Below are 13,161 nucleotides of genomic sequence, written 5' to 3' on the forward strand. Positions count from 1 at the left end.
CAGGCCGTCAGGCCGGCCGTTCGAGGGTGCGCCAGAACAGCGCTTCGTAACTCTGCAGCAGGTGCCCGTAGGCCCGGGCACGACGCTCGTCCAGGCGGCCGGCGTCCAGGGCCGCCTGGACGGCGCGCTCCGCCGTGCGGTCCAGTTCCTCGGCCGGTTCGGCGAAGAAGTCGAAGAAGGCGCAGGCCTCGTCGTCGAAGCCGTAGTGGGTGCGCAGGGCCCCGGCGATCGTGGCGCAGTAGCCGCCCCAGGCCGAGAAGTTGGCGGTGACGGCCAGGACGGCGTCGGCGGGGGCGGCGTTGAGCGCCAGCCAGGCGACGTAGGCCGGGTAGGCCTGGCAGCCCGGCAGCGGGGTGTACGCGGCGGCGCGGTCCTCGTCGACGCCGCAGGCCGCGGCGAAGGCGGGCAGCCGCCGCTGGGCGACGGCCTCGCCCTCGGCGAGCGCGGTGAAGAAGGCGTCGGCCTCCGGTTCGGCCGTGGACCGCACGGCCAGCTGGAGGAAGGCGCGGCGGTCCGCGGGAATCACCCGCGTCTGTTCCAGCGCGAGCACCGCCAGCACCTCGCGGTCCGCCTCACCTGCCGCGATCAGCGGCACGAGGGGGTTGGAGCGCGGGTCGGGGGCGAGTTCCGCGGTGATCGTCTTCAGCAGGTCCCGGGCCGTGCGTGTCATCGCGTCCTCCGAGGCGTCGGTCACCCCGAGGGTGGCCCGGCGGCCGGACGACGGCAACCCGGCGGTGCCGCCCGCACCGCCGGGTCGTTCCGTGGGGGCCGTCCTAGCGGATGGACATGCCCGAGAGGGTGCGGGCGATCACCAGGCGCTGGATCTCGCTCGTCCCTTCGAAGATGGTGTAGATCGCGGCGTCCCGGTGCATCCGCTCGACCGGGTACTCGCGGGTGTAGCCGTTGCCGCCGAGGATCTGGATCGCCTGGGCGGTGACCTTCTTGGCGGTCTCGCTGGCGAACAGCTTCGACATCGAGCCCTCGGCCGCGGTGAACGGCTTGCCGTTGATCGCCATCCAGGAGGCGCGCCACACCAGCAGGCGGGCGGCGTCGATCTGGGTGCGCATGTCGGCGAGCTGGAAGGCGACGCCCTGGTTGTCGATGATCGGGCGGCCGAACTGCTCACGCGTTGTGGCGTAGTCCAGCGCGACCTCGTAGGCGGCGCGGGCGGTGCCCACGGCCATGGCGCCGACGGCGGGACGGGACGCCTCGAAGGTGGCCATGGCCGCGTTCTTCACGCGCTCACCGCCCTGCTTCGCCTTCTCCCGGGCGCGGGCGAGACGCTCGTCCAGCTTCTCCTTGCCGCCGAGCAGGCAGGAGCCGGGGACGCGCACGTCGTCCAGGATGACCTCGGCGGTGTGCGAGGCGCGGATGCCGTGCTTCTGGAACTTCTGGCCCTGGGACAGGCCGGGGGTGTTCGGCGGGATGATGAAGGAGGCGTGGCCCTTCGAGCCGAGCTCGGGGTCGACGACCGCGACCACGACGTGGACGTTGGCGATGCCGCCGTTGGTCGCCCACGTCTTGGTGCCGTTGATCACCCACTCGTCCTTGGCCTCGTCGTAGACCGCGCGGGTGCGCATCGACGCCACGTCGGAGCCGGCGTCGGGCTCGGAGGAGCAGAAGGCCGCGACCTTCACGTCGTTCACGTCGCCGTACATCTGGGGGATCCAGGTGCCGATCTGCTCCTCGGTGCCGTTGGCGAGGACGCCGACGGCGGCGAGGCCGGTGCCGACGATCGACAGGGCGATGCCCGCGTCGCCCCAGAACAGCTCCTCCATGGCCATGGGGATGCCGAGTCCGGTCGCGTCGAAGTACTGCTGGGCGTAGAAGTCCAGGGAGTAGATGCCGACCTTGGCCGCCTCCTGGATGACCGGCCAGGGAGTCTCCTCACGCTCGTCCCATTCGGCGGCGGCGGGGCGGATGACGTCGGCGGCGAAGCCGTGCAGCCAGTCCCGCACCTCCTTCTGTTCGTCGTTGAGCTCCATGGTGAACTCGGCCATGACCCCTCCAGCGGCGACGCCCGTGCGTGTTACTTGCGGTAACCCCAGTCTGTTACCGATAAGTAGGAAAAGTCAACTCTCCGGGGCAGGCCGACATCCCGTTCGATGTCCGGGCCGTGATCGGTGTTAGTTTGCGCAGGCGTCACCGATTCGGCACGGGCGGGGAGAGCTCATGGACACCACACAGCGGACCGAGCAGCAGCGGTCCGCCGACCGACGCCGGCGCGAGCTGCTGGAGGCCGCCGACCGAGTGGTGCTGCGCGACGGCCCGGGAGCCTCGATGAACGCCATCGCCGCCGAGGCCGGCATCACCAAGCCCATCCTCTACCGGCACTTCGGTGACAAGGGGGGACTCTACGCCGCCCTCGCCAAACGCCACACCGACGCCCTGCTGGCCTCCCTGCGGGCCGCGCTGGACGCGCCCGCGGAGCGGCGGGAGCGGGTCGAGGCCACGCTGGACACCTACCTGGCGGCGATCGAGGCGCGCCCCCAGGTGTACCGCTTCCTGATGCACCCGGCGGAGGGCTCGCCCGGCGACCAGGGTTTCGACGTGGGCAAGCACTCGGCGCCGCTGCTGCGCCGGATGGGCGAGGAGCTGGCCCAGGTGATCGAGGAACGCCTCGACCTCGGCCCCGGCAGCCACCGGCTCGCCCGGGTGTGGGGCCACGGCATCGTCGGCATGATGCACGCCGCCGGCGACTGGTGGCTGGGCGAGCGCCCCTGCGACCGCGCCGAGTTGGTCCGCAGCCTGGCCGACCTGCTGTGGGGCCGCCTGGCGGCGGCCGGCGACAAGGCGGGCGGCCCGGGCTTCTGACCCCGGGCCGGGGACGGGGGCGCGCGGCGCGGGGGACGGCGCGGACGGCTGCCGCGTGCGGCAGCGGCCGGGCCGACACGGGCAGGAGCGAGGCGCCGGCGCCGGCCGCGCCGGACCTCGGTCTGCGCACGCGCGAGCGCAGGGCCGGGCGAAGCGCGCAGTCGTCCCCGTGGCGGCCGCCCGGAAGAGCGGGCGCGGGCGGGGCCGGCGCGCTCCCGCCGCCGCCCGCGGCGCGGCGCCCGGACGCGGGCGGCGGGACGCCGGGACCCGGCTCAGGCGGGGCGGTGCCAGGAGGCGCGGGAGACCTGACGCATCAGCTTGCGGTGACGGCGGCCGGTGAGCCGGTCGGCGTAGACCGTGCCCTCCAGATGGTCGCTCTCGTGCTGGAGGCAGCGGGCGAAGAAGCCCGTGCCGTGCACGGTGACCGGCTCGCCGGTCACCGTGACGCCCTCGACCACCGCGTGGTCGTACCGCTCCGTCCCGGCCTCCAGGCCCGGCAGCGACAGACAGCCCTCGGGGCCGCGCACCACCACCCCGTCCGTCACCGCCGGCCGCGGGTTCACCACGTGCCCGAGGTGCCGTACGTCCTCGTCGTCCGGGCAGTCGAAGACGAACACCCGCAGCGGCACCCCGATCTGGTTCGCGGCCAGCCCCACACCCCGCGCCGCGTACATCGTCGCGAACAAGTCCTCCACCAGCTCCGCCAGTTCCGGACCGAAGCCGGTGACCTCCTCGCAGGGCGTGTGCAGCACCGGGTCGCCGAGCAGGGTGAGGGGCCGAACGCGTCCGTGGACGCCGGGGAGGGAACCGTGTCGCATGGCGGCAAGGGTACGGTCCTTGTATTCCCGCCCCGTCTCACGATGGAGCCGCGGTACTGGAGGGTGAAGGGATCTCGATAGGCTGAGCCCACACCACGTGGCCGTCAGGCACAGACGCGGCGCGTACGCAAGGAGGATCGAGAACTGATGGCAGGCAACTCGGACCCGCTCACGCCGCGGGCCAAGCTGGCCGTGACCGCGGGCAAGGCGGTCGCGGCGGCGTCCCGCGCCGCAGGGCGCGGCAGCGGTTCGGTGATCGGCGGCCGGGTGGCGCTGAAACTCGACCCCGACCTTCTCGCGCGGCTCGCCCAGCACCTGGACGTGACCCTCGTCTCGGCGACCAACGGCAAGACCACCACCACCCGGCTCATCGCCGAGGCGCTCAAGGCGGCCGGCCCGGTCGTCTCCAACGCGCTCGGCGCCAACATGCCGGCCGGCATCACCTCGGCCCTCGCGGACGGCGCGGACGCCCGCTACGGCGTCATCGAGGTCGACGAGAAGTACCTCGTCGGCGTCGCCCAGGCCACCGAGCCGAAGTGCATCGCGCTGCTCAACCTCTCCCGCGACCAGCTCGACCGCGCCGCGGAGACCCGGATGCTCGCCGAGAACTGGCGCGAGGGCCTGGCGGGTTCGAAGGCTGTGGTCGTCGCCAACGCCGACGACCCGCTGGTGGTGTGGGCCGCGTCGTCCTCCCCCAACGTGATCTGGGTGGCCGCCGGCCAGATGTGGAAGGACGACGCCTGGTCCTGCCCGTCCTGCGGCGGTGTGATGCAGCGCCCCGGCGACGACTGGTTCTGCGGCGAGTGCGGCTTCCGCCGCCCCACCCCGACCTGGGCGCTCTCCGGCGACCACGTGCTCGACCCGCACGGCTCCGCCTGGCCGATCCACCTCCAGCTGCCGGGCCGCGCCAACAAGGCCAACGCCGCGTCCTCCGCGGCCGTCGCCGCCGTCTTCGGGGTGCCGCCGCAGGTCGCCCTGGAGCGCATGTACCAGGTGCAGGCCGTGGCCGGACGCTACGACATCGTCCAGTTCCAGGGCCGTGACCTGCGGCTGCTGCTCGCGAAGAACCCCGCGGGCTGGCTGGAGACGTTCTCGCTGATCGACCCGCCGCCGGCCCCGGTGATCCTGTCGGTGAACGCGCGCTCCGCCGACGGCACCGACACCTCCTGGCTGTGGGACGTCGACTACACCCGGCTGACCGGCCACCCGATCTGCGTCGTCGGCGACCGGAAACTGGACCTGGCGGTGCGCCTCGAGGTCGCCAACCAGCAGTTCCAGGTGTGCGAGAACCTCGACCAGGCGGTCCAGATGTCTCCGCCGGGCCGGATCGAGGTCATCGCCAACTACACCGCGTTCCAGGACCTGCGCCGCCGCGTCGGCAACTGACCACGACACCTCAGGGGACTTGAAGTGAGCGACAACCAGCTGCGGGTCGTCTGGATCTACCCGGACCTGCTCAGCACCTACGGCGACCAGGGCAACGTCCTCGTTGTCGAGCGCCGGGCGCGGCAGCGCGGCCTGGACGTGGCACGGCTCGACGTGCGCAGCGACCAGCCGATCCCGACCTCCGGCGACATCTACCTGATCGGCGGCGGCGAGGACCGCCCGCAGCGGCTGGCCGCCGAGCGGCTGCGCCGCGACGGCGGGCTGCACCGGGCCGTGGGGAACGGCGCGATCGTCTTCTCGGTCTGCGCCGGCTACCAGATCCTCGGCCACGAGTTCATCAACGACCTCGGCCAGCGCCAGCCGGGCCTCGGCCTGCTCGACGTGGTGTCGGTGCGCGGCGAGGGCGCCCGCTGCGTGGGCGACGTCCTCGCGGACATCAACCCGGCGCTGGGCCTGCCCCCGCTGACCGGGTTCGAGAACCACCAGGGCGTCACCCATCTGGGCCCCACGGCACGCCCGTTGGCCCAGGTCCGTTTCGGCAACGGCAACGGCACCGGGGACGGCACCGAGGGCGCGTACAACGACACCGTCTTCGGCACGTACATGCACGGTCCGGTGCTGGCCCGCAACCCGCAGATCGCGGACCTGCTGCTGAAGCTGGCGCTGGACGTCAACGCCCTGCCGCCGACCGACGACCGCTGGTACGAGGCCCTGCGCGACGAGCGCATCGCGGCCGCCCAGCAGCCCGCGTGAGGCGCTGGGCGAACACCCCCGGAGGAGGCGTCGGAGGGGCCCGGAACGGCCCGTCTGACGCCTCCTCCGCACAGGTGAGCGGGGTCGTCCAGCAGGCGGACGCGGGATGCGGCTTCGCCCTCCGGAGCGGCTAGGGTGGCGGGGATCGAGCCGGACGACGCGGTCCGGTCCCGGCCCCCTTCGAGAAGGTTGTTTCGGGCTATGCGCATTGGTGTCCTCACGTCCGGCGGCGACTGCCCCGGCCTGAACGCCGTCATCCGGTCCGTCGTGCACCGTGCCGTCGTCGACCACGGCGACGAGGTCATCGGCTTCCGCGACGGGTGGAAGGGCCTCCTGGAGTGCGACTACCTCAAGCTCGACCTCGACGCGGTGAGCGGCATCCTCGCCCGCGGCGGCACCGTCCTCGGCTCCTCCCGGGTGCGCCCCGAGCATCTGCGGGACGGTGTGGAGCGGGCCCGGGGCCACGTCGAGGAACTCGGTCTCGACGCGATCATCCCCATCGGGGGTGAGGGCACCCTCAAGGCGGCCCGGCTGCTGTCCGACAACGGTCTGCCGATAGTCGGCGTGCCGAAGACCATCGACAACGACATCGCCGTCACCGACGTCACCTTCGGGTTCGACACGGCCGTCGGGGTGGCCACCGAGGCCCTGGACCGGCTGAAGACCACCGCCGAGTCGCACCAGCGCGTGCTGATCGTGGAGGTCATGGGCCGGCACACCGGCTGGATCGCGCTGCACTCCGGCATGGCGGCCGGCGCGCACGCCGTCGTGGTCCCCGAGCGGCCCTTCGACATCGACGAGCTGACCGCCAAGGTCGGCGAGCGGTTCTCGGCCGGAAAGCGGTTCGCCATCGTCGTCGCGGCGGAGGGAGCCAAGCCGAAGCCCGGGACCATGGACTTCGACGAGGGCGGCAAGGACGTCTACGGCCACGAGCGGTTCGCCGGGATCGCCCGGCAGCTCTCCCTGGAGCTGGAGTCGCGCCTCGGCAAGGAGGCCCGGCCGGTGATCCTCGGCCACGTCCAGCGCGGCGGCACGCCCACCGCGTACGACAGGGTGCTGGCCACCCGGTTCGGCTGGCACGCGGTGGAGGCCGTGCACCGCGGCGACTTCGGGCGGATGACGGCGCTGCGCGGCACCGACATCGTGACGGTGTCGCTGGCCGAGGCCGTCGAGACGCTGAAGACGGTGCCCGAGGACCGGTACGCCGAGGCGGAGTGCGTGCTCTGACCCCGCTGCCGCCGCCCGGCGCGTGAGACGGGCCTCACAGAACGCCCCCGGTGACGGACGTCGCCGGGGGCGGTTCTAGTCTGGTGCGGACCGATTGCGTACAACCTGGACGAAAATGGAGCCGGCGGATGGATCACAGCGGGCACGGCATGACCATGGATCTGCCGCCGTTCACGCTGGGGCGAGGGCTCGCCTGGTCGGCGGACCCCTTCTTCCTCGTCGCCTGCCTGCTGGGGCTCGCGCTGTACGGCTGGGGCGTGGTCCGGCTGGTCCGGCGCGGTGACAAGTGGCCCGTGGGGCGGACCGTGGCGTTCACCGCCGGTGTGCTGAGCATCGGTCTGGTGATGTGCACCGCGCTGAACGACTACGGCATGGTGATGTTCAGCGTGCACATGGTGCAGCACATGGTGATCAGCATGGTGTCGCCGATCCTGATCCTGCTCGGCGCCCCGGTCACCCTGGCGCTGCGGGCGCTGCCCCCGGCGTCCGTGCGCGGCGCCAAGGGGCCGCGCGAGCTGCTGCTGATGCTGCTGCACAGCCGCTACATGCGGGTCGTCACGCACCCGCTGTTCACCATCCCGATGTTCATCGCGAGCCTGTACGCCCTGTACTTCACCCCGCTGTTCGACTTCCTGATGGGATCGGCGGTCGGGCACGTGGTGATGATGGTGCACTTCCTCGCCGTCGGTCTGGTGTTCTTCTGGCCGATCATGGGTGTGGACCCGGGTCCGCACCGGCCGGGGCACCTGATGCGGATGCTGGAGCTGTTCGCGGGCATGCCGTTCCACGCGTTCTTCGGCATCGCGCTGATGATGGCCTCCACCCCCATGGTCACCACCTTCCAGGACCCGCCCGCGTCGCTGGGCATCGACGCCCTGTCCGACCAGAACGCGGCCGGCGGCATCGCCTGGGCGTTCAGCGAGGTCCCCTCCGTCCTGGTGCTGATCGCGCTGCTGTTCCAGTGGTACGCCTCGGACCAGCGGCAGGCCCGGCGCAAGGACCGCGCCGCCGACCGGGACGGCGACAAGGAGCTGGAGGCGTACAACGCCTACCTGGCGTCCCTGGAGGCGCGCGGCGGCTAGAGAGCCCTCGGGACCCGCGTCCCGGCACCGGCCTCCTTTCCGGAAACCGGGGCACCATGGAGGGACCGGACCAAGAGGAGGGTGTCACGATGCCCGTCACCACGAACGGTTCCACCTCGACGAAGACCATGGGAGTGCTCACCGTCGGCGGCCTGGTCGCCGTCACGGCGTACACGGTGGCGCTCGGCAGCAACGGCTGGCTGTGGTTCGGCTGGGTCGTCCTGGGCCTGATCACCCTCGGGATGGTCGCCACCCACACCGGTTGACCGCACGCACGGGGGCGGCTCACCGCGGGGTGAGCCGCCCCGCCAGATGGACGCCCGGCTGGTACTTCGGCAGCCGGACGGTGATCTTCATGCCCGCGCCCGCGGCCGTCTCGATGACCAGCCCGTGGTCGTCGCCGTAGACCTGGCGGAGCCGGTCGTCGACGTTGGACAGGCCGATGCCGCCCGTCGGGCTGACCTCCCGGGCGAGGATGCGGCGCAGCAGCTCGGGGTCCATGCCCGCCCCGTCGTCCTCGATGACCACCAGTGCCTCGGCTCCCGCGTCCTGCGCGGTGATCTGGATGCGGCACGTGTCGGCCTTGCCCTCCAGACCGTGCTTCACGGCGTTCTCCACCAGCGGCTGGAGGCACAGGAAGGGCAGTGCGACCGGCAGCACCTCGGGCGCGATCTGCAGGGTGACCGAGAGCCGGTCGCCGAAGCGCGCCCGCACCAGTGCCAGGTAGTGGTCGATGGCGTGCAGCTCGTCGGCCAGGGTGGTGAAGTCGCCGTGCCGGCGGAACGAGTAGCGGGTGAAGTCGGCGAACTCCAGCAGCAGCTCGCGGGCGCGCTCGGGGTCGGTGCGCACGAAGGACGCGATCACCGCGAGCGAGTTGAAGATGAAGTGCGGGGAGATCTGGGCGCGCAGGGCCCGGATCTCCGCCTCGATCAGCCGGGTGCGGGACTGGTCCAGGTCGGCCAGTTCCAGCTGGACGGAGACCCAGCGGGCGACCTCCCCGGCGGCCCTGACCAGCACCGCCGACTCGCGGGGCGCGCAGGCGACGAGCGCGCCGTGCACCCGGTCGTCGACGGTGAGCGGGGCGACCACCGCCCAGCGGACGGCGCAGTCGGGGGTGTCGCAGGTCAGCGGGAAGGCCTCGCCGCGGCCGGTGTCCAGGGGGCCGGCGAGGCGCTCCATGATCTCGGTGCGGTGGTGGGCGCCGACGCCGTCCCAGACGAGGACCCGCTCGCGGTCGGTGAGGCACAGGGCGTCGGTGCCGAGCAGGGAGCGCAGTTTGCGGGCCGCCTTGCGGGCGGTCTCCTCGGTGAGGCCCGCGCGCAGCGGGGGCGTGGCCAGCGAGGCGGTGTGCAGGGTCTCGAAGGTGGCGTGCTCGACGGGTGTGCCGAGCCCGGCGAGGCTGGCGGGCCGTGCCGTGCGCCGGCCCAGCCAGAAGCCGGCGGCCAGCAGGGGCAGCACGGCGACGAGCAGACCGGCGAGGAAACCGCTCATGCGGACACCTCCGTACGCAGCTCTTCCGGCAGGTGGAAGCGGGCCAGGACCGAGGCCGTGCCGGGCGGCACCCGGCTCGGCGTGGCCAGGGAGACCAGCACCATGGTGAGGAAGCCGAGCGGCACCGACCAGAGGGCGGGCCAGGCGAGCAGCGCGTGCCAGGGCCCGGCGCCCGGGTAGCCCGCCATGGTGGCGGCGACGGCGAGGAACGCGGAGCCCCCGCCGATCAGCATCCCGGCGGCCGCGCCCGGCGGGGTCAGCCGCCGCCACCAGATGCCGAGGACGAGCAGCGGGCAGAACGACGAGGCGGACACGGCGAAGGCGAGGCCCACGGCGTCGGCCACCGGCAGCCCGCCGACCAGGACGCTCGCGGCCATCGGGACGGCCATGGCGAGCACGGTGCCGAGCCGGAAGTGGCGCACGCCGCGGGAGGGCAGCACGTCCTGGGTGAGCACCCCTGCCACGGCCATGGTCAGTCCGGAGGCGGTGGACAGGAACGCGGCGAACGCTCCCCCGGCGACCAGGGCGCCCAGCAGGTCGCCGCCGGTGCCGCCGATCATCCGGCCGGGCAGCAGCAGGACGGCGGCGTCCGCGTCCCCGGTGAGGGTGAGCTCGGGGGCGTAGAGCCGGCCGAGGGCACCGTAGACGGGGGGCAGCAGGTAGAAGGCGCCGATCAGGCCGAGGACGGCGACGGTGGTGCGGCGGGCGGCGACCCCGTGCGGGCTGGTGTAGAAGCGGACCACCACGTGCGGCAGGCCCATGGTGCCGAAGAAGGTCGCGAAGATCAGCCCGTACGTGGCGTACAGCGGGCGTTCCGCGCGGCTCTCGGCGCGGGAGGGCGACAGGGCGTCGTCGGCGCCGTGTCCGGCGGCGGGCACCTCGGCGCCTTCGGCGAAGGTGAGGCGGGTGCCGCCGTCGACGCGGTGGGTGCCGGCGGGCAGGCGGACCTCGCTCCCGGTGTGCTCCCGGCCGTCGACGGTGCCGTCCACGGTGACGGTGAGCGGGGCGGTGAGGCGCAGGTCGACGGTGTCGTCGACGCGCACCACGCGCTGTTCGCGGAACTCGGCGGGTTCGTCGAAGGCGTGGCTGGGCGCGCCGTCGCTCTGCCAGGCGAGCACCAGGAAGAGCGCGGGCACCAGCAGGGCGGTCAGCTTCAGCCAGTACTGGAAGGCCTGGACGAAGGTGATGCTGCGCATGCCGCCGGCGGCCACGATGACCGTGACGACGACGGCGACGATCACCGCGCCGAGCCAGTCGGGGGCGCCGGTGAGCACGGTGAGGGTGAGTCCGGCGCCCTGGAGCTGGGGCAGCAGGTAGAGCCAGCCGACGCCGACGACGAGGGCGCCGGCGAGCCGCCGTACCGCGTGCGAGGAGAGCCGGGCCTCGGCGAAGTCGGGCAGCGTGTAGGCGCCGGAGCGGCGCAGCGGGGCGGCGACGAACAGCAGGAGCACCAGGTAGCCGGCGGTGTAGCCGACCGGGTACCAGAGCATGTCCGGGCCCTGGACGAGGACGAGTCCGGCGATGCCGAGGAAGGAGGCGGCGGAGAGGTACTCGCCGCTGATGGCGGCCGCGTTGAGGCGGGGGCCGACGGTGCGGGAGGCGACGTAGAAGTCGGAGGTGGTGCGGGATATGCGCAGGCCGAAGGCGCCGACGAGGACGGTCGCGACGGCGACGAGCGCGACGGCGGTGACGGCGTAGGCGGTGTTCACGGTGGTGCGGTCCCCGGGGTCTCAGCGGTCCTCGACGAGCCGGACGAAGTCGCGTTCGTTGCGTTCGGCGCGGCGGACGTACCAGCGGGCGAGCAGGACCAGCGGGGGGTAGAGCCCGAAGCCGAGGACCGCCCACTCGAGGCGGCGGGCGTCCGGGGCGACGGCGAAGACCAGCGGCAGCGGGCCGATGAGCAGCGCGAGCACGGCGAACACGGTGAGCCCGGTGCGCAGCTGGATGCGCATCAGGGAGCGGACGTAGGTGTGGCCGAGGGTGGTCTGCTCGTCGATCTCGGTGCGCGGGCGGTAGTAGCCGGAGGAGCGGAGGACGCGGCGGGGCGGGCCGGTGACGACCACCCGGCGCTCGGCGGGTTCCTGGGGCATGCGGGCCTCTCCCCCGGTCAGCCGGTGGTCCGGCGCATCAGCAGGTCCCGCAGCTCGCGGGCGTGGCGCCTGCTGACCTGGAGTTCCTCGGAGCCGATCAGGACGCTCACCGTACCCGCGCCGAGCCGCAGTTCCCCGATGTGGCGCAGGGCGACCAGGTGGCGGCGGTGGATACGGACGAAGCCGCGGGAGCGCCAGCGCTCCTCCAGGGTGGACAGCGGGATGCGCACGAGGTGGCTGCCGCGGTCGGTGTGCAGGCGGGCGTAGTCGCCCTGTGCCTCGACGTGGGTGATGTCGTCGACGGCGACGAAGCGGGTGACGCCGCCCAGCTCGACGGCCATGTGGTCGGGGTCGGGCTCGTGCACGGGGATGCGCGGGGCGGCGTCGCGGGGGGTGGGGCCGCGCTGGGCGGCGGCCCGCCGTACGGCCTCGGCCAGGCGTTCCTTGCGGACGGGTTTCAGTACGTAGTCGACGGCCTTGAGGTCGAAGGCCTGGACGGCGAAGTCCTCGTGGGCGGTGACGAACACGACGAGCGGCGGCCGGGCGAAGCCGGTGAGCAGCCGGGCCAGGTCGAGTCCGTCGAGGCCGGGCATCTGGATGTCGAGGAAGACGACGTCGATGGCGTCGGGCCCGTCGGGTCCCGACTCCAGTGCCCGGTTGATGCGGCGCAGGGCCTCGGTGGCGTCGCCGGCGCCCTCCGCGCTCCCGATGCGCGGGTCGGCGTTCAGCAGGTACAGCAGTTCCTCCAGCGAGGGGCGTTCGTCGTCGACGGCGAGGGCGCGCAGCATGAAGGTGGAGTGTAGGGGGATCTCCGGGTCCGGACCACGTGCCGGACAAGGGCGTTTCACCCGGTTCCGCGCCCGGACCCCTCCGGGGCGGGACCGGGGCGGCCCCGGGGCCGCCGCGGATACAGTGCCCGCATGAACAGCAGGCCCGCGCCGTTCGACGAGCTCGACCGGAAGATCGTCACCGCTCTGATGGCGAACGCCAGGACGTCCTTCGCGGAGATCGGCGCCTGCGTCGGGCTGTCGGCGACGGCGGTCAAGCGCCGGGTGGACCGGCTGCGGGAGACCGGGGTGATCACCGGGTTCACCGCCACCGTGCGGCCGTCCGCGCTGGGCTGGCGCACCGAGGCGTACGTGGAGGTGTACTGCGAGGGGGCGGCGCCGCCGCGGCGGCTGGCGGAGGTGGTGCGCAACCATCCGGAGATCGCGGCGGCGATGACGGTGACCGGGGGTGCGGACGCGCTGCTGCACGTGCGGGCGCGGGACGTGGAGCACTTCGAGGAGGTGCTGGAGCGCATCCGCCAGGAGCCGTTCATCCGGAAGACGATCAGCGTGATGGTGCTGTCGCACCTGCTGCCCGACAGTCCTGAGGCGGGAGTGACACAGCCCGCCCCGGACGACGCACCGGACGTGCGCTGAGGGTGGGAAAGACGCAGCGATCGTGCGCACACGCGCAGGATGCGTCGCTTGTCGGCCGCGCGGCTCGGTTCCTACC

Annotated in this window: 14 protein-coding genes; 7 read left to right on the forward strand and 7 right to left on the reverse strand. The window is 72.9% G+C overall.

Features of this window, described 5'->3' with window-relative positions:
* Window positions 1–7 precede the first annotated feature (7 nt).
* Window positions 8–670 (reverse strand): thiaminase II/PqqC family protein, encoded by a 663-nt coding sequence (locus tag ACWH4W_RS25690; protein WP_473078218.1) that lies wholly within the window; start codon window positions 668–670, stop codon window positions 8–10.
* A 103-nt stretch (window positions 671–773) separates the two neighbouring features.
* Entirely contained in the window at window positions 774–2,000 is a 1,227-nt protein-coding gene (locus ACWH4W_RS25695; protein WP_473078219.1) for an acyl-CoA dehydrogenase family protein, read from the reverse strand.
* A gap of 172 nt (window positions 2,001–2,172) precedes the next feature.
* Here ACWH4W_RS25695 and ACWH4W_RS25700 point away from each other — a divergent pair, with 172 nt between their 5' ends.
* Window positions 2,173–2,814 carry a TetR/AcrR family transcriptional regulator gene (locus ACWH4W_RS25700; protein ID WP_473078220.1) on the forward strand — a complete coding sequence of 214 codons (642 nt, stop codon included), beginning with the start codon at window positions 2,173–2,175 and terminating at the stop codon, window positions 2,812–2,814.
* 272 nt (window positions 2,815–3,086) lie between these two features.
* Here ACWH4W_RS25700 and def read toward each other — a convergent pair whose 3' ends face one another.
* Complete coding sequence (gene def / locus ACWH4W_RS25705; RefSeq protein ID WP_473078221.1) at window positions 3,087–3,632, reverse strand: peptide deformylase; 546 nt, start codon at window positions 3,630–3,632, stop codon at window positions 3,087–3,089.
* 147 nt (window positions 3,633–3,779) lie between these two features.
* Here def and ACWH4W_RS25710 point away from each other — a divergent pair, with 147 nt between their 5' ends.
* From ACWH4W_RS25710 to ACWH4W_RS25730, 5 genes are all read left to right on the forward strand, one after another.
* Entirely contained in the window at window positions 3,780–5,018 is a 1,239-nt protein-coding gene (locus ACWH4W_RS25710; RefSeq protein WP_473078222.1) for a DUF1727 domain-containing protein, read from the forward strand.
* Between the two features lie 24 nt (window positions 5,019–5,042).
* On the forward strand, window positions 5,043–5,771 hold the full coding sequence (locus ACWH4W_RS25715; protein ID WP_473078223.1) for a type 1 glutamine amidotransferase: 729 nt from the start codon (window positions 5,043–5,045) through the stop codon (window positions 5,769–5,771).
* A 201-nt stretch (window positions 5,772–5,972) separates the two neighbouring features.
* Window positions 5,973–6,998, forward strand: coding sequence for a 6-phosphofructokinase (locus tag ACWH4W_RS25720; RefSeq protein WP_473078224.1), 1,026 nt, complete (start codon window positions 5,973–5,975; stop codon window positions 6,996–6,998).
* Window positions 6,999–7,126: 128 nt separating this feature from the next.
* Window positions 7,127–8,080 carry a cytochrome c oxidase assembly protein gene (locus ACWH4W_RS25725; protein ID WP_473078225.1) on the forward strand — a complete coding sequence of 318 codons (954 nt, stop codon included), beginning with the start codon at window positions 7,127–7,129 and terminating at the stop codon, window positions 8,078–8,080.
* An 89-nt stretch (window positions 8,081–8,169) separates the two neighbouring features.
* Window positions 8,170–8,346, forward strand: a complete 177-nt coding sequence (locus ACWH4W_RS25730; RefSeq protein ID WP_473078226.1) for a hypothetical protein — start codon at window positions 8,170–8,172, stop codon at window positions 8,344–8,346.
* A gap of 19 nt (window positions 8,347–8,365) precedes the next feature.
* Here the strand turns inward: ACWH4W_RS25730 and ACWH4W_RS25735 are convergent, their stop codons facing one another.
* From ACWH4W_RS25735 to ACWH4W_RS25750, 4 genes are read right to left on the reverse strand one after another with little or no spacing between them, the layout of a single operon-like run.
* Window positions 8,366–9,571 carry a sensor histidine kinase gene (locus tag ACWH4W_RS25735; RefSeq protein WP_473078227.1) on the reverse strand — a complete coding sequence of 402 codons (1,206 nt, stop codon included), beginning with the start codon at window positions 9,569–9,571 and terminating at the stop codon, window positions 8,366–8,368.
* A complete protein-coding gene (locus ACWH4W_RS25740; protein ID WP_473078228.1) occupies window positions 9,568–11,280 on the reverse strand; it encodes a sodium/solute symporter in 1,713 nt (570 codons plus the stop codon). The genes ACWH4W_RS25735 and ACWH4W_RS25740 overlap by 4 nt, the downstream gene beginning before the upstream one ends.
* 21 nt (window positions 11,281–11,301) lie before the next feature.
* On the reverse strand, window positions 11,302–11,661 hold the full coding sequence (locus ACWH4W_RS25745) for a hypothetical protein (protein WP_473078229.1): 360 nt from the start codon (window positions 11,659–11,661) through the stop codon (window positions 11,302–11,304).
* Between the two features lie 17 nt (window positions 11,662–11,678).
* A complete protein-coding gene (locus ACWH4W_RS25750) occupies window positions 11,679–12,449 on the reverse strand; it encodes a LytR/AlgR family response regulator transcription factor (protein ID WP_473078230.1) in 771 nt (256 codons plus the stop codon).
* Between the two features lie 132 nt (window positions 12,450–12,581).
* On the opposite strand from ACWH4W_RS25750, the gene ACWH4W_RS25755 reads away from it, so the two are divergent.
* The gene (locus ACWH4W_RS25755) at window positions 12,582–13,085 is read left to right on the forward strand and encodes an Lrp/AsnC family transcriptional regulator (protein ID WP_473078231.1); all 504 of its coding nucleotides are present in this window, start codon (window positions 12,582–12,584) and stop codon (window positions 13,083–13,085) included.
* The last annotated feature ends 76 nt before the right edge of the window (window positions 13,086–13,161 follow it).

It is taken from the genome of Streptomyces sp. DSM 120436 (genome assembly GCF_055778765.1).

Coding starts and splice junctions, on each gene's coding strand:
- ACWH4W_RS25710 (WP_473078222.1), top strand. CDS start 3,780: ATGGCAGGCAACTCGGACCCGCTCACGCCGCGGGCCAAGCTGGCCGTG.
- ACWH4W_RS25690 (WP_473078218.1), bottom strand. CDS start 670: ATGACACGCACGGCCCGGGACCTGCTGAAGACGATCACCGCGGAACTC.
- ACWH4W_RS25730 (WP_473078226.1), top strand. CDS start 8,170: ATGCCCGTCACCACGAACGGTTCCACCTCGACGAAGACCATGGGAGTG.
- ACWH4W_RS25750 (WP_473078230.1), bottom strand. CDS start 12,449: ATGCTGCGCGCCCTCGCCGTCGACGACGAACGCCCCTCGCTGGAGGAA.
- ACWH4W_RS25735 (WP_473078227.1), bottom strand. CDS start 9,571: ATGAGCGGTTTCCTCGCCGGTCTGCTCGTCGCCGTGCTGCCCCTGCTG.
- ACWH4W_RS25725 (WP_473078225.1), top strand. CDS start 7,127: ATGGATCACAGCGGGCACGGCATGACCATGGATCTGCCGCCGTTCACG.
- ACWH4W_RS25695 (WP_473078219.1), bottom strand. CDS start 2,000: ATGGCCGAGTTCACCATGGAGCTCAACGACGAACAGAAGGAGGTGCGG.
- ACWH4W_RS25700 (WP_473078220.1), top strand. CDS start 2,173: ATGGACACCACACAGCGGACCGAGCAGCAGCGGTCCGCCGACCGACGC.
- ACWH4W_RS25755 (WP_473078231.1), top strand. CDS start 12,582: ATGAACAGCAGGCCCGCGCCGTTCGACGAGCTCGACCGGAAGATCGTC.
- ACWH4W_RS25720 (WP_473078224.1), top strand. CDS start 5,973: ATGCGCATTGGTGTCCTCACGTCCGGCGGCGACTGCCCCGGCCTGAAC.
- def (WP_473078221.1), bottom strand. CDS start 3,632: ATGCGACACGGTTCCCTCCCCGGCGTCCACGGACGCGTTCGGCCCCTC.
- ACWH4W_RS25745 (WP_473078229.1), bottom strand. CDS start 11,661: ATGCCCCAGGAACCCGCCGAGCGCCGGGTGGTCGTCACCGGCCCGCCC.